Source organism: Methyloparacoccus sp. NF-16, from assembly GCF_056880625.1.
On the sequence record NZ_CP174130.1, the window covers coordinates 2,038,361 to 2,053,065 of the forward strand.

11 protein-coding genes and 1 pseudogene are annotated in these 14,705 nt (G+C 67.1%); 5 read left to right on the top strand and 7 right to left on the bottom strand.

What is annotated here, in order from left to right; genetic code table 11:
• Positions 1–104: 104 nt before the first annotated feature.
• Positions 105–3,275: a PAS domain-containing hybrid sensor histidine kinase/response regulator gene (locus tag ACH5N8_RS09730; RefSeq protein ID WP_483281167.1), complete on the bottom strand. Its 3,171-nt coding sequence runs from the start codon at positions 3,273–3,275 to the stop codon at positions 105–107.
• A 423-nt stretch (positions 3,276–3,698) separates the two neighbouring features.
• Between ACH5N8_RS09730 and ACH5N8_RS09735 the strand changes: the two genes are divergently transcribed.
• The 3 genes from ACH5N8_RS09735 (at position 3,699) to ACH5N8_RS09745 (ending at position 5,830) form a co-directional block, all read left to right on the top strand.
• Positions 3,699–4,532, top strand: coding sequence for a hypothetical protein (locus ACH5N8_RS09735; RefSeq protein ID WP_483281168.1), 834 nt, complete (start codon positions 3,699–3,701; stop codon positions 4,530–4,532).
• A 235-nt stretch (positions 4,533–4,767) separates the two neighbouring features.
• Positions 4,768–5,262, top strand: a complete 495-nt coding sequence (locus ACH5N8_RS09740) for a peroxiredoxin family protein (protein WP_460028750.1) — start codon at positions 4,768–4,770, stop codon at positions 5,260–5,262.
• Positions 5,263–5,395: 133 nt separating this feature from the next.
• The gene (locus tag ACH5N8_RS09745) at positions 5,396–5,830 is read left to right on the top strand and encodes a GlcG/HbpS family heme-binding protein (RefSeq protein ID WP_483281169.1); all 435 of its coding nucleotides are present in this window, start codon (positions 5,396–5,398) and stop codon (positions 5,828–5,830) included.
• A gap of 51 nt (positions 5,831–5,881) precedes the next feature.
• On the opposite strand, the gene ACH5N8_RS09750 is transcribed toward ACH5N8_RS09745, so the two are convergent.
• The 6 genes from ACH5N8_RS09750 to ACH5N8_RS09775 form a co-directional block, all read right to left on the bottom strand.
• A complete protein-coding gene (locus tag ACH5N8_RS09750; protein WP_460028752.1) occupies positions 5,882–6,328 on the bottom strand; it encodes a YbaN family protein in 447 nt (148 codons plus the stop codon).
• 21 nt (positions 6,329–6,349) lie between these two features.
• Complete coding sequence (locus ACH5N8_RS09755; protein WP_483281170.1) at positions 6,350–8,734, bottom strand: P-type ATPase actuator domain-containing protein; 2,385 nt, start codon at positions 8,732–8,734, stop codon at positions 6,350–6,352.
• A gap of 4 nt (positions 8,735–8,738) precedes the next feature.
• A complete protein-coding gene (locus tag ACH5N8_RS09760; RefSeq protein ID WP_483281171.1) occupies positions 8,739–8,933 on the bottom strand; it encodes a hypothetical protein in 195 nt (64 codons plus the stop codon).
• Between the two features lie 45 nt (positions 8,934–8,978).
• Positions 8,979–9,533 carry a hypothetical protein gene (locus ACH5N8_RS09765; protein WP_483281172.1) on the bottom strand — a complete coding sequence of 185 codons (555 nt, stop codon included), beginning with the start codon at positions 9,531–9,533 and terminating at the stop codon, positions 8,979–8,981.
• A gap of 51 nt (positions 9,534–9,584) precedes the next feature.
• A complete protein-coding gene (locus tag ACH5N8_RS09770; RefSeq protein ID WP_483281173.1) occupies positions 9,585–12,287 on the bottom strand; it encodes a heavy metal translocating P-type ATPase in 2,703 nt (900 codons plus the stop codon).
• Positions 12,288–12,427: 140 nt separating this feature from the next.
• The gene (locus ACH5N8_RS09775; RefSeq protein WP_483281174.1) at positions 12,428–12,775 is read right to left on the bottom strand and encodes a hypothetical protein; all 348 of its coding nucleotides are present in this window, start codon (positions 12,773–12,775) and stop codon (positions 12,428–12,430) included.
• 367 nt (positions 12,776–13,142) lie between these two features.
• On the opposite strand from ACH5N8_RS09775, the pseudogene ACH5N8_RS09780 reads away from it, so the two are divergent.
• A pseudogene (locus tag ACH5N8_RS09780) lies at positions 13,143–13,594 on the top strand (transposase); the annotation flags it as partial.
• 21 nt (positions 13,595–13,615) lie between these two features.
• Entirely contained in the window at positions 13,616–14,566 is a 951-nt protein-coding gene (locus ACH5N8_RS09785) for an IS5 family transposase (protein ID WP_483281175.1), read from the top strand.
• The last annotated feature ends 139 nt before the right edge of the window (positions 14,567–14,705 follow it).

The following is a 14,705-nucleotide window of genomic DNA, read 5'->3' on the forward strand; positions in this document are numbered from 1 at the left end:
GGGTGCACCCGCCATCGCGCGGCGGAGCTTCGGGCTGACGGGGGTGCCCGGGCACGGGTGCAAGCATCCGGGAGGCCGGGGCGCCGATTCCCGTCCGGCCGGCTTCATGTCCCGGGGGCGTTCCTGCGTGTCCCCGCATGCTGGCGCAGGAGCGTCAGCATGTGCGCGAGATCGATGGGCTTGGTGAGAAAGTCAGTCATGCCGGCATCGAGGGCCGCCTGCCGCTCCTCGGGCAACACTCCCGCCGTCAGGGCTATCACCGGCAGCCTCTGCAGGCCGGGGTGGCGACGTATCGCCCGGGTCGCCGTCAGCCCATCCATCACTGGCATCTGGATATCCATCAAGACCACGTCGAAGTCGTCCGGCCGCCTGCCGAGCATGTCCAGAGCCTGCTGGCCATGGGCGGCCGCATGCGTGACCACGCCTGCCTGCGTCAAGGCCCGCTCCACAACCATGCGGTTGATGGCGGTGTCATCCACGACCAGCACGCGCAGCCCGGCCAGTTCGCCCCCCGCCGGATCCGAGGCTGCGGCCGGTGCGGGTGCGGACGGTTCCCGGCCAGCCGGGGTTTCGCCCGGGGCACGCTCGAACGGCAGCTCGAACCAGAATACGCTCCCGGCCCCGGGCTGGCTGTCCACGCCGATGTTGCCGCCCATCATCTCGACCAGGCGCCGGGTAATCGACAGCCCCAGCCCGGTCCCGCCAAAGCGGCGGGTGATCGTGCTGTCCGCCTGCGTGAACGGCGCGAACAGGTTTGCCATGGTCTCAGGCGCCATGCCGATGCCCGTATCCCGGACCTCGAAGCGGGCACGGACCCGATCGATTGACCATCCGACCGGCTGCGCCCGGATGAGCACCTCCCCCTGCTCAGTGAATTTGACGGCGTTGCCCACCAGGTTGTAGAGGACCTGCTTGAGCCGCAGGGCATCGCCCAGCCATCCGCCCCGCAGTCGTGCGGATGCCTCGAGCCGCAACCCGATGCCCTTCCGGTCGGCGCCCACGGCCGCGATCCTGACGACCTCGGTCAGGGTCGAACCCATGTCGAAAGGCTGGACATCCAGGGTCAGCTGGCCCGCCTCGATCTTGGAGAAATCGAGTATGTCGTTGATGATGCTCAGCAGGGACTGGCCGGCGGCCAAAATGTGCTCGACGATTTCCTGCTGGTCCGGCGACAGCGGTTCGCGCTGCAGGAGCTGGGCCATACCCAGGACGCCGTTCATGGGCGTGCGAATCTCGTGGCTCATGTGCGCCAGGAACATGGATTTGGCTGCATTCGCGGCATTGGCAAGAGCGGTACGCTCCGCGACTTTCCGCTCCAGCGAGGTGTTGATGTCCAGGATTTCCTGCTCCAGTGCCCGGCGTTCGGTGACATCGATCAGCACGCAATGGGTCCGCTGGAAAAGGCCCTGCCCATCCCGCTGGATGTAGCCGACGATCTGCACCAGCAGCGGCGTGCCATCGCGGCGGCGCAAGCGCAGGTCGCTGGTGATGGCGCCGCTCGCCATGAAGCGGCTGAACGTGGGGGCAAACAGGCCGGCAGAATCGGTGTCCCAGAAATCGCCGAAGCACAGCCCCAGCATGTCCTCGGGATGCTCGAATCCCAGTAGCTCGGCCATCTTGTCGTTGACGTCCACCCAGCAACCCTCGACATTCAGGGACTGATAGGCGATGGGCAGATGCAGGAACAACATCCTGAAGCGTGCCTCGCTCTCGCGAAGCTGCTCCTCGGCCTGCCGCCGCTGGGTGATGTCCATGCTCAAACCGGACATGTGTACCGGGTATCCTGCGGCATCGCGGACGATGTCGGCCCGGACCTCGATCCAGCGCGTCTCCCCGTTCGGCAGCACGATCCTGTGGTCCAGGTTCAGGGGAACAAGCGCGCGGGCCGCCTCGATGGCCTGCTGCTCGATCGTCTGGCGATCCTCGGGATGGAGACGCATCCGCCATGCAGCCCAGGTATCGAAATCGTCACCCGCGGCGGTCGGCTCGACGCCGAAGAGTTCCATCATCTCCCGGGACCAGACGACCTTGTTGGAGACCAGGTTCCAGTCCCAGAACCCCACATTCGCCGCCCGCGACGCCAGTGAGAGCTGGGACAGCAGGCGGCGCTCGGCGAGCAGCGCGGAGGCCAGACGCGACATCAACAGAACACCGAACACCAGCAATACCCCGGTTATCGCATAGGTGGCCCAGTAGACTCCCTCGAATGAGCTTCTGCCGCTGAGGCGCAGCCAGTCCAGAACCGAAACCACCAGCAGAACGGCGTAGACTCCCGTGACCACGACATGCATCCCGCGCCGGGAGCGCCGTGTCCAGACGACCATGGCGGCCAGCAGCGCGAGTGCGAAGACCAGGGGCGGCAGGTACATGATCGCCACTGCCCAGCGGTTGTTGCCGCTGATCCAGGTCACGAGCGGCATGAGCGCGGCATAGGCAAGGACGGTCCGCGCAACCGGACCTCGGGCGCGGTCGAAGAACGCCAGCAGCATCAGCAGGAGCAGCGGCGCGGTCAGCATGCGGGAGGAAAAAACAAACCAGCTGAACCACTCGAAATCCACCAGGGGCGATGTCACGAGGATGTTCAGGTTGCTCAGGGCGTTGGTGATGCTGCACAGCCCGAACCAGAGATACAGCCGTTCCGAGCGGAGGATCCAGCTCACCGACAGAGCCAGGCCACCGAGGGACACGGCTACCCAGGTCAACCCCCGCAGCAGCTCGACCTGCCACAGCCACTGCCACAGGTACGGCCCCTCGGCGAGCGCCCGCGCGACACCGATGCGTACCGGCGATAGACCGTTCATCTGCCGGTCATTGGCGTAGATGTCGAATTCGAGCGTGTTGGTTCCGGCCTGCCAGAGCGCCACGGGCGGGATGAACAGTTGCGGTTGATGGAGGCAGCGCAAATCGCGCAGCTCGCCGACACCGCAGGCGCCAAAGGTGACGCCGTTCAGGCGGACCCGTCCGGACAGGCTCAGCTTGCGGACGTAGATCCCCAGCGGCGCCGTTGGCACGGAGTCCAGGTCGAATGTCATACGGTAACGGACTTGTCCCCCGGCCGGCGGAAAATCCTCCGCTGCCAGCAGGTGGGGCAGGCTTACCCATTTTTCCCCGCCCAAGCCTGATAGACAGACCCGATCCCGGATCAGGATGTCCTTTTCGGCACCGATGGCTACCCGCGCCCAGCCGAGGCAGGCGATGGCCAGGATGCAGCAGGCCACCAGCCAGACGGAGGTTCTCAGCCGGTACCAGAACGGAGTTTGTGTCGCGATTGCCATGGTGTCGCTGCCTGATGCCAGTCCCGCCTCGGCGCCGCCCGGTCGCCACGAGGGCATTCCCGACGGCATGCGGGGAAATATCTCCTTGCCGAGCATCGGCGGTAATTCTCCCACGCCTGCATGCCGGGCAACCCGGGCGTCAAGGCAGCCTCGCCGGTCGCGACAGATGGCAGCAGAGCAACCGGAACTTTCGCCTCCCGGCGTCTGACCTAGGCCGGCGAAGCAGTCGATCGTGCGGGGATTTCAGTACCCGCGAATTCCAGCATAATTGGATCGGAGCATGGCCAGTCCAGCGGCGATGAAAAAACGAACCCATACCATCGGGACAGGCCGTGCGAACGCTCCCGCCAAGCGTCTGCCCAAGCTGCCGGTGAACGTCCTGAAGGTGACGGTCGTCCCTGGTGTTAGGCGGTACAAGGCAACATGAACGCAAAAGGCCCAACGCTTGCCGCATGGCTCGCGACCCTTCTGGTGTCTGCCCCCGGCACTGCGGACCATTCGCCCGAGCATGCCACGGGCAATCTGCTGTACGACATCCAGAACCCTTTCGTCTATATCCCTCGAATCCAGTTCGAAAACCACTTCGACACCGGCGCGGGGCCCTACGACGCCTCGACCTACCGCCTGCGGATGCGACCGATCATTCCGGTCGACCTGACCGAGGATATCGGTCTCAGAACCCGCACGACCTTCAACATGACCTACCAGAGCGCCCTCTATCCCGGCGGTCCCAACCAGCTGGGCTTCGGCGACATGGATCTGGAATTCTACCTGACGCCTACCCGCTCGCTGGCGCACGGCACGCTGATGGTCGGCTTCGGTCCCTCGGTACACATACCGACCGCCACGCAGACCCTGATCGGCCTCCGCCAATGGGGCCTGGGCGCCACGGCGGCGATCGTCTGGCAACCGTCGACAATCTACGCGCTCAAGGGCTGGACCCTGGGCTTCAACGTCAACCAGTCGTTCGGGATCGGCACCGGCGGCGGTACCCAGGCGGCAAGCCTGCTGCTGCTGAATCCCGGCATCTCCTACACGCTGGCGTCGGGTATTGCGTTCAACCTGTATTCCGAATCCTTCTATAACTGGAATGACGATCAGTGGACGGTACCCGTCAACCTGGCCGTCAGCACCCTGTTCGCCCCGGGCGGGCAGAATGTCGTGGTGACCCTGGCCGGTCGCCACTACGTCGAGCGTGGCCTCTGGGATCCCCAGTGGGGCGCGCAACTGAACTTCAATTTCCTGTTCCCGCCGTAAGCCCGCCAGCGCGAACCTTGCCCGGGTCGCCCCGGGCGGGGCACGAAGCGCCCCGGCAACCGCCACTCTCGAGCGAAGGTAAGCCGTCAGGGCTCCGCCAGCGGGGATGCCGCGCTTGCCGGATATGGTATTGGTTCGATACCATATGGTCTCACTTCGGAGAACCGACATGATTGGGAACGATCCTCTGGCCCCGACGCTTGACGTCGCCGAGTGGGTAAACACCGCAGGCCCTGTGAGCATCGAGGCGCTGCGCGGGCGTGTGGTGGTGCTGCAAACCTTCGAGGTGCTGGCGATGGACGGCGTCAGCCATGAATTGCGCCAGGCGCGCGCCCTGCACAGCCAGCTGGCCAGTCAGGGCGTTGCCATCATCGGACTGCACACGGCCTGCCCGTCCCACCAGGCGCTGGAATCGCTGGCGCTGAGGGACTTCCTGCAGGACTACCGGTTCCGTTTCCCGGTCGCGATCGACAGGGCGGTCCCGCAACAGGCCATACCGAGCACGATGCACGCCTATGGTCTGCACTCGGCGCCCTCGCTGGCCATCATCGACCGGGCGGGCCGCATCCGGCATCGCGCGCACGGTCGCGTCGAGGATCTCCAGCTGGGCATCTGGCTGGGCCGGCTCCTGGCCGAAGTGCCGGCGCCCTGGCAGGCGATCGACGCGGAGCCTGGCCTGCCGGGTCGCGACCGCCGACAGCAGGCGCTGCTGCCGGCGGCCTGTGCCTGACCGGCGCGGCAGAAAAATCCGCTGGACATCCGTGCGTCCGCCTGCTGCCATGTAGCGCCCGCCGGCCTGGCCAGCGCCACCGAGCCGCCAGCCAGCGGCGTTTCACCATCGACAAACCGGGAGGACAACCGCCATGCACGTTACATTCGAAGACGCTCAAAAGGCCATTGAGGCCGCGCTGACCAAGGCCCGCGCCACTGGCACCCAGATGTGTATCGCCGTAGTGGATTCGGGCGCCGAACTGAAGGCTTTCGCCCGCATGGACGATGCCTGGGTCGGCAGCGTCGACATCGCCATCAAGAAGGCCAAGACGGCCTGCTTCTTCGCCATGCCCACCGGTCAGATCGGTGCGCTTTCGCAACCCGGCGGCCCCCTGTACGGTATCGAGCACTCCAACGGCGGCCTGATCACCTTTCCCGGCGGGGTGCCTATCGTCAACCGGGACGGCGTCCTGATCGGCGCCATCGGCGTCAGCGGCAGTTCCGTGGAAAACGACCACCTGGTCGCCACTGCCGGATCGGAGGCCATCGGCGTCTCGGCGCTGCCGGATCATCCCTGGCGGACCTGAACCATCGCCCGGCTGCGCGGACAGCGCCAGGGCCGGGCCCGGCCGGACCGTTCAGGGCTTGCCGCCCGTCCGTGGGTAGCGCTTCTCCAGGTCGTCGAGGAAGCGGTTGATCTGCCGTATGCTGCCCTTGAAAGCCTTGGGCGAATGGCCGGCAAGCCAGCGCTCGGCGCGGCGATTGGTCCAGGGCCAGAGCATCAGTCCGCCGAGGACGAGAAAGGGCGTGCCCAGCACACCCGGCATCACCATGCCGACCACGCCGGCCGTGAACAGCAGCCAGCCCATGTCCCGGGGCAGCTTCTCGATGCGCCTGACGGTTTCCTCGTCCAGTTCCAGGGCCACCAGGTTGTGTTCCAGCGCTTCCTCTCGCGCGGCATCGTCAGACTTCGCCGCCGCCGGCTCGGCCGCCCCGGATGATGCGACAAGCCCGGCAGGTTTCCGCTGGCCGGTGGGGGCGCGGGATGGACGGCTGGATCGGGATTCGGGCGTGTTGCTGCTCATGTGGTTGGACGGGATCGGGCATCAGGCAGATGCGGGGAAATGGGGTATGGCGCGGCCCCGGGCCATGTCGGGCCGGTCCGCCAGGGTCCGCCGCAGGCCGCGGTCGACGTTCAGCACGCCGATATTGGCGACGATGCCCGAGGTGATGCCGTTCAGCACCCCGCCAAAACCGCCGGCGATGCAGAGAAGATTGGGGATGCTGGCCAGGCGGGTGTTGCGGATGATGTCGGCATCGTGGGCGCGGGCCAGCGCCAGCCAGTCGGCCAGCCGGCAGCAGGAACCGTCCAGCGCGACCACGTCCGCCGGCATCGGCCCCGCCGCCAGGGTATCGGTGGCCACCGTGGCATGCGCGAGGGACGCCAGCCCGGCCTGCTCCCGCAGGCGGCCCGCCAGCAGAGGTTTGACGCCCCGCCGCCGCAAGCCTTCCAGGAAGCGCATCCTGCCGGACAGGTCCAGGTTGCCGCCATGGAGCTCGATGCCCAGGCTTGCGGCCAATTCGCCCGTCCGCGCTTCCGGCGCGGAGGACAGGAGAAACACGGGCAGGCCCAGGGCTTGCAGGCGCCGCACGGTATCGGCCAGTAGCGGCGCGGGGGCGGGCCCGAACCGCAGCTCCGCGACATCCTGGCCGTCCACGGTCACGCGCAGGGTGGGCCATTCATCAGCGCCCCGCCGGATGCACAGCGCCAGTTCCCGCTCGCCCTGCCGCACGCGCACGCCATCCGCCGCCAGCGCCAGCAGTTCCGGCTGCCGCACCACCAGGTTGCGGGCACGGCAGGCCTCGGCCAGCACCACGGCCCAGTCGCCACCCAGGTAGAGAGCGGCGCCAGCCGCCTGGCACAGCAGGGCATCGCTGTCCGGCAGGCGACTGCGGATCCCGGTCAGTACCGGACGGGTGTCCGCCAGCCGGGGATCGTCGCCGTCCAGGACGACGAAATCGCATTCGGCCAGCCGGGCGATGGCAGACGGGTTCTGCACCAGGGCGCCGGCCACCCGCATCGCCCGCATCTGGCGGAGGGTCAGCAACGGCACGGCCAGGGCGGGCCCGCTGATCCAGTCCTGATGCAGGATGGCGCCGACCGTGATGAGATCGCCCGCCAGCCAGCCGACGCCGGCCGTGGCCAGCGTGGGCAGGGCGGTGCGGTCGGCCAGCTGTTCGCTCCTGGCCCTGAGCGCCGCACTGGCGGGAATGACGGCGGCAGCCCCGGCCATCGCCGCGCCGATGCGGGCGGCGCGGGTGTCCGTCCCAACCCGCTCGGCAACCATCTCCAGCGAACCGGCCAGCACCCGCGAACCGGCCAGCACGGCATCGCCGGGCAGCTTGCGCAGGGCGGTCGCGGCACCGGTCATCCAGCCCTCGTCCACCAGCGCCATGCCGGCGCCGACCTGGCCATCGGCAGGCACAACGGCGCCGGCGACAACCCGGACCACCTGCCCCGGCCGGATGGCCGACGGGGCGGAGCCCTCCCCTGCCCGGCCACCCGGCAGCCCGGTGCCTTCGGCCACAGGCCCCGCGACCTCGACCAGGCTGCGTGTCTCGTCGGCCAGCTGGCGACGCCAGCGGCGCTGCCAGTAGCGCAGGGACCAGTCCGTCAGGGCGAAAGCCAGCACCTGGCCGGTGACGATGGAGCAGGTCAGCAGCGCGGTGTGGAAAAGCGGCACGCCGACCTTGCCCCGACCGAGCTGGGTGGCGGCATCCCGGACCACGCCCAGATGGGTGGTGACGAGGATGCCCGCGGCCACCGGCGTGGCCACCGGCAGCAGCAGCTCGCCGAGGGCGCCCAGGCCCACGCTGGCATTGGCCGTGCCCATGGGTACATGGGCGGGATCGGCCACGGCAGCGATCGGGTCATGCTCGCAGCAGACCGTTTCCACCACCCGGAGCAGGCGCTCGGCCGTTACCCGGGCGGGACTGTAGTGGACCCGCAGCAGGCCGGCCGCGTCGTCAATCGTCACTGCGCGCACCCCGGCCAGACGACCGAGCGCCTGACCGAGACGAAGGCTCAGGGGATTGGCGGACCCCGCCAGACAGGCATGGCGCAGCTCCAGCCGATCCGGACGCTGGGTATCGATATCGAGCGAGATCACCTGTCCCCGGCAGCGCAGCAGGCGAACCGCCATGTACGGTTGCCAGTCGGGCAGCAGCGGATCGGCCAGCGCGCCGTCCTCCATGCCGACGGCCCGGGCCAGCCGTTCAAGCCAGGCCTTGCGCTGTCCCGGCTCGGCCCGGTAGCGAATCCGGGCACTGCCATCCTCGGGCTGGATGGCAAGGCTCAGGACACCGTCGACGGCCAGTGCCCGCCGGGCGAAAAGCCGTGCCCTGGCATGCGCCTCCGGGCCGAAGATGGCGGGATCGCGCAGGCTCAGCACCTGGCTGGCCAGCCGGACGTCCGGCGCCGTAGCGGCCACGGACTCAGCCGCCGGCATAGGGCTGCAGGATGCCGTTGGCAACCAGTGTGTCGAGATCGGCCACCAGTTGCCGGTCCTCGGCATCGAGCACGTTGTAGAGCTCCCGCAGCCGCTTGCGGCGCTGGCGGATTTCCAGGGCGATGGCCGCCACGAGAACGATACCGAACACGGTCGTGATTGATTCACCGATGGCATTCATGCGGGGTTCCTCCGGAGGATGGAAAACGGGATCGACGGCACCGGCTCAACCCGCCACCAGGGTTTCGGAACCGTTGCGCAGGACCTCGATGGCGCCCTGCAGGCCGTCGCGATGCAGCTGTTCCCGGATGTTCTTCTCGATATCGGCGCTCTGCCGATGCCGGGCCAGGAAGTTCAGGAAGGTCTTGAGCACCTCCAGCGCCTGGGCGGGATCGCGGATCATGCCGAGATTCAGGTGGAAGCCGTGATATTCCCCGTCGCCGTGCAGGTGACCGGCGCGGAGGTCGCGCGCCAGCAGGATCGGGTCCTTGCCGATCAGATGCGGGTGCTTCTTCAGCATCTGCCGGGACTGCGCTTGCGTCAGCACGAACAGGGGGTCGTCCTGCTGGTACTGCGTGATCATGTCCAGGTTGCGGCGGACCAGTTCCGGGACGGGTCCGTCCCAGCCGCTGTCGATGAGAAAGAAGTGGAACCGGGCGCGGCCGGCACCGGTCTCGGTCTCGGCCAGGTCGGACCCGACGGACGACGCGGGCATGGGTTTCGGCCTGATCAGCCGGCGGGTACGCCGCGCCCGCGTCAGCGTCTTGTCTTCGTCACGCATGGGTCTTGCTCCTGAAAGGGTCGCGCCGGGCCGGCCGGCCGCAGAACGGGATTACCCGGCCGCCTTGCCCCGTGTCGTGCGCGGTCTGCCACGAACCGGCAGTTTGCGCGGTGCCGGTCTGGCCGCGGCATCCGGCGCGGGACGCGATTCCGCCGCCGACGGCGGCGCGGCCCGATCCGCGCGATCCGGCATGGCCGGGACGGCCGTGGCTTCCGGGAACGGGGCGCCGCCAGCGGACGCCTTAATTTCCATCTCCAGCAGATGCCGCCGCTCCGCCTCCAGCCGGGCCACCTCGCGCATCGGCCAGACGCCGTTGACCAGCGCGCCGATGGCGGCGACATTGTTGGTGAGCACCGAGGCGCCGACCCCGAAGCCGAGAGTGAACACGCCCGCCACACAGGCGATGTTGGGCGCCAGGATCATGCCCCAGCTGCGCTGGATGTTGCGGTCCAGCCGCAGGGCGATGTCGCGCAGCTCGCACAACTTGCCCAGCCCCTGTTCCAGGAAGACGATGTGCGCGGTATCGGTGGCGATCGAGGTGGCACCGCGCAGGGAGATGGAGACGTTCGCCTTCTTCAGCGCGATCGAATCGTTGATGCCGTCACCGACGAAGCAGACCTTGCGGCCCTCCTGTTGCAGCTTCTCCACGTAATCGGCCTTGTCCGCCGGCAGCACCTGGGCGAAATAGCGGTCCATGCCCAGCTCCTCGGCCAGCTTGCGGGTGGGTGCCTCGTGGTCGCCGGAAATGATCGCCAGGTGCCGGATGCCGCGCTGCCGGAGACCGGCGATGATCTCCCTGACCTCGGGCCGCAGCGCGGCACGCAGTTCCAGGGCGCCGCCGAGTTCGTCGTCGATGGCGACCATGACCATGGTGTCGCCGTCGTTGTGCACGGCCTCCAGCTTGCGATCCACAGCCGGCGGGATGGCGATGCCTTCCATCTCCAGGTAGCGGCGACTGCCGACGCGGATGACCCGACCATTGACACCGACGCGGATGCCGTAGCCCACCTGGTACTGGGTCTCGTCGGTGGCCGGCAGCTCCAGGCCCAGTTCCTCGGCCCTGTGCAGGATGGCCAGGGCGATGGGATGGTGGAACTTGCGCTCGGCGGCCGCGGCATACAGCAGCACGGTTTCCGGCTGGTGGCCGTTGGCGGTGACGATGTCGCCGACTTCGGGGCGTTCCCGCGTCAGGGTGCCGGTCTTGTCGAACAGCACGGTGTCGATCTCGTTCATCAGCTCCAGCGCCCGGCCATCCTTGACCAGGATGCCCTTCTGCGCGCACAGCGCCAGCGAGGACAGCATGGCCAGCGGCGCCGCCATGCGGATGCCGGTGCCGAGATCGCTGTTGAGCACCGCCACACCGGCGAAGGGGCCCAGCGTCGAAAAGGCCAGCCCGCTGACGGCCAGGGTCGGGATGACCGCCATGTCGGCCAGGCGCTCGCCCTTATGCTGCGAGGTCAGCTTGTAGCCGGCGGTGTCGTTGAGGATCTGGCTGATCTTGGCCGAGGCCGTCTCGCTGCCGGCCTGCTCGACCGACACGAGGATCTTGCCGGCCACCAGGACGGTCGAGGCATAGACGCGGTCGCCCACGCCCCTCTCGGCCGGCGTCGACTCGCCGGTCAGGGCGTGCTGGTCGATCATCGCCATGCCCTCGACGATGTGACCGTCGACCGGCACCATGTCGCCGGTATGCACGGCAACGATGTCGCCCTGCCCGACCTTGTCCAGCGACACCTCGATCTCGACGCCGTCCCGCACCAGCCAGACGAACCGCGGCTGCTTGCCGAAGGCATTCAGCAGCATCTTGCGCGAGCTGTCCTCGGTGCGCTTGACCAGCAGGCGGCCGAAGGACAGGCACCAGCACATGACCGCGCCCGGCAGAATCTGCAGGGTGGCGAGGCAACCGACCACCACCAGGGAGTCAAGCACGTCGACGCCCAGCCGGCGTTCCTTGAAGAGCACTTCCCAGGCCCCCTGGAAGCTCGGGATGGCGGTGTAGGCGAACAGGGCGGCCGCCACCGGCATCAGCGGCGGGAAGGCAAACTGCGCCGCCGCCGCCACCGGCAGCGACACGCTGCAGATGGCGAGGTCCAGATCCAGCTTGTCCAGCGCTTCCTGCTGCTCGGCACTGGCCAGGGCGCCGTCGACGATCTCGATGATGCTGGTCCAGTCAAGCCGCCGGGGATCGTAATCGACCTGTACCGTGCAACGCAGGGAATGCGTCTTGTAGCGGTCGACGCCGAGCACGCTCATCAGCTCGCGTTCGATGGCGTCGCACAGGCCGCTCTTGCGGTAGAGCACGGGATTCTTGAGCCGGATCGTCCCGGTACCGCGCGTCACCACCTGCCAGCCGGTCACCAGATGCCGGTGGCGATGGTAGCGAACCACGCCATGACGGTCGCGGGCCGTGACCAGCGGCGACACCACCGGCTGCGCCGGCGACTGACGGCCGGCAACCGGTTCGGCGGGAGCATGTTCCTCCGACGCCTCCTGCAGGCAGTCCGCCAGCCGCGCCAGCACCTCGCGCGCGGCATGGCGGCCGGCATCGTAGTGCAGATCGACCCAGTCCCCGCCGGTGGCTGGCAGGGTCAGCCCGCGCAGTTCGCCGGCCCTGAAAATGCGCCGCAGGAAGCGTTGCAGATCGGGCGACGCCTGGTCACCGAACAACTGCCTGCTGTGCAGGCGGAGGACGCCGGGATGCGGCAGGCGGATGGAGACCTCGGCGGCAGCCGCCGGAGCAACGGAATCGGTCATCGGGGACTGGACAGCCATGGTGATTCAGGCAGGCATGGGAAAGGCAAGGCCGGAGATCCGCTGCGGCAGCGACAGCGTCACCCCCGCCGGAAAGGCTCCGGCGCAACGACGGGACGGGGCGGCCGGGCCCAACACCGGGCTCACGAGCCCGGGGTCGTCTCGTCAGCGGCGGATGGCGTCTGCCTGGCCTCGTTGAGCGCCTCGATGGCGGCGCGACCACCATCGATGAAACCCTCGACGATCGGGTTCTCCTGGGGTATCGAACGGGCCACGAACACCGTGGCATAGACGATGCCGTAGGACACCATGTAGGAACTGGTATAGGCAAACCGGGACAGCGATTGCGAGACCCCGCTGCCCGCCTCGCTCAGCCGCTCGCGGGCACGGCCGGCATCCTCGGAGGCATTGTGAATCGCATCGCGCATGGCGTCGGAAATCGAGCGCAGCGGATCATTGTCGGTCGTGTCGGCGGTCGCGGCCTTGGCCATGTCGTACTCCCTGGTCGGTATTGATTCGGTAGGATTCGCTAACCCTTGGGGCGCCAGCCGGACTGCATGTCCGGCGGGATAGTCACACCCGCTGATGGGGTTGAGCCAATACCATCCAGGCGGCAGCCGGCGGGCCTTTTGCATGGCAAGCTAACACAGGCCCAAAAACGCTGTCCACCGGCAAATGTCGGCCCTCATGGCCGACTATGGACGGCGGGAATAGGAACAGGATTCCAGCCTGACATTCTGTTATCGATACGCCACGAACAATCTTTCAGAAACTCCCGCCCCATGCCGGGACGGAGGCATCGGTCATGCCTTGAGGGGCTGGATATCGCCGTATCGGCCTGTTTTCCGGTAGCCGGGCGACAAAGCCATCGCCCACGCGGCCCGCGAAGACGCCCGCAGCAAACGCCGGAGCCGCTTCCCGGCCTTGGCCCGACCACCGCCAGCGCACGGCTCGCCAGCCTCGGCGGCGCGCACGAATTCGACAACGGTCGCCAGCTTCCTGCATGGATCGGACGGGTTCCTGGGCAATACAGCAGCGGTGGCAACGCCAGACTGGGGCGCGGCACCAGGGCTGGTGACAACTACCTCTGCAGTCGCCTGGCCATGGAAGCCAGAGCCACCCTCAGCGGCCTTGGCGACCAGCAGGATCGCTTCAGCCGCTGGGCGTGCAACCTGGTTGAACGACACGGCGGCTGGAAGGCGGTAGTTGCCCTTGCCGCGACGAAGGCACGGCTGGTGTGGGCGGTGCTGCGTTACGGCGAGGATTTTAGGGAAGCTCTGATCAAATCGCTGGTAAGCTGCTTTCACTGAACTTCAGCCCGCGGTGACCTTATGAAACAGACCACCTTCGCTTCCCTCGCCTTTGACCACAAGAAGAAGCAGCCCCGGCGGGAGACGTTCTTGGCCGAGATGGAACGGACGGTACCCTGGACCGCGTTGTTGGCGGTCATCGAGCCCCACTATCCCAAGGCTGGCCGGCGTGGGCGTCAGCCCTACCCCCTGGCGACGATGCTGCGGTTGTACTGTCTCCAGCAGTGGTATGCCTTGTCTGATCCCGGCCTGGAAGACGCCCTGTACGAGATTGAATCCCTGCGGCGGTTTGCCAGGCTGGAGCTTGCGGACGACGCACTGCCGGACGAAACCACGATCTTGAACTTCCGGTGCCTGCTGGAGCGGCACGCACTGACGGCCAAGCTCATGAACACGATCAACGACGTTCTGGAAGAGCAAGGTCTGTTGCTGAAGGGCGGCACGATGGTCGATGCCACGATCCTTCATGCCCCGCCCTCGACCAAGAACCAGGATAAGGCCCGCGATCCCGAAATGCATCAGACCAGGAAAGGGAAGCAATGGTACTTCGGCATGAAAATCCACGTCGGCGCGGATGTGGATAGCGGTCTTGCCCATACCGTATCCGTCACACCCGCCAATGTGGCGGATATCACCGAACTGCCCAACCTCCTGCGGGAGGACGACCGAGCGGTATTGGGCGATGCGGCGTATGCCAACAATTCCTGCAAGCGTGCTGCCCGGAGAGCGGGTGTCTACTGGGGTGTTGCGCTGAAAGCGCGTCCAAAGTCCCGCTTAGGGTCCAGCCAGAAGCAGAGGAACCGCAAGCACTCCGCCATCCGCAGCCGGGTGGAACACCTGTTCCGGGTCATCAAGTGCCAGTTTGGCTATACCAAAGTCCGCTACAAAGGATTGGCCAAGAATGCCGCCCAGGTTTTCATGCTGGTGGGCCTGGCGAACCTCTATCTCAAGCGCAGGGAGTTGCTAGCATGACGGGAGTCATCCGTCCGCAGCGTGGGGAAACCCCCAACAGGGCACCTCGAAAAACCCCGGATTTCGTCAGATTTATCTCTATAACCTACTGATTTACAGGACGTGATTTTTCAGAAAAAGAGGTTTTTCGAGGTGCCCA

Bases quoted from the DNA above. Each gene is read 5' to 3' on its own strand.
- ACH5N8_RS09770 (WP_483281173.1), bottom strand. From the start codon at position 12,287: ATGACCGATTCCGTTGCTCCGGCGGCTGCCGCCGAGGTCTCCATCCGC.
- ACH5N8_RS09735 (WP_483281168.1), top strand. From the start codon at position 3,699: ATGAACGCAAAAGGCCCAACGCTTGCCGCATGGCTCGCGACCCTTCTG.
- ACH5N8_RS09745 (WP_483281169.1), top strand. From the start codon at position 5,396: ATGCACGTTACATTCGAAGACGCTCAAAAGGCCATTGAGGCCGCGCTG.
- ACH5N8_RS09750 (WP_460028752.1), bottom strand. From the start codon at position 6,328: ATGAGCAGCAACACGCCCGAATCCCGATCCAGCCGTCCATCCCGCGCC.
- ACH5N8_RS09760 (WP_483281171.1), bottom strand. From the start codon at position 8,933: ATGAATGCCATCGGTGAATCAATCACGACCGTGTTCGGTATCGTTCTC.
- ACH5N8_RS09730 (WP_483281167.1), bottom strand. From the start codon at position 3,275: ATGGCAATCGCGACACAAACTCCGTTCTGGTACCGGCTGAGAACCTCC.
- ACH5N8_RS09785 (WP_483281175.1), top strand. From the start codon at position 13,616: ATGAAACAGACCACCTTCGCTTCCCTCGCCTTTGACCACAAGAAGAAG.
- ACH5N8_RS09775 (WP_483281174.1), bottom strand. From the start codon at position 12,775: ATGGCCAAGGCCGCGACCGCCGACACGACCGACAATGATCCGCTGCGC.
- ACH5N8_RS09765 (WP_483281172.1), bottom strand. From the start codon at position 9,533: ATGCGTGACGAAGACAAGACGCTGACGCGGGCGCGGCGTACCCGCCGG.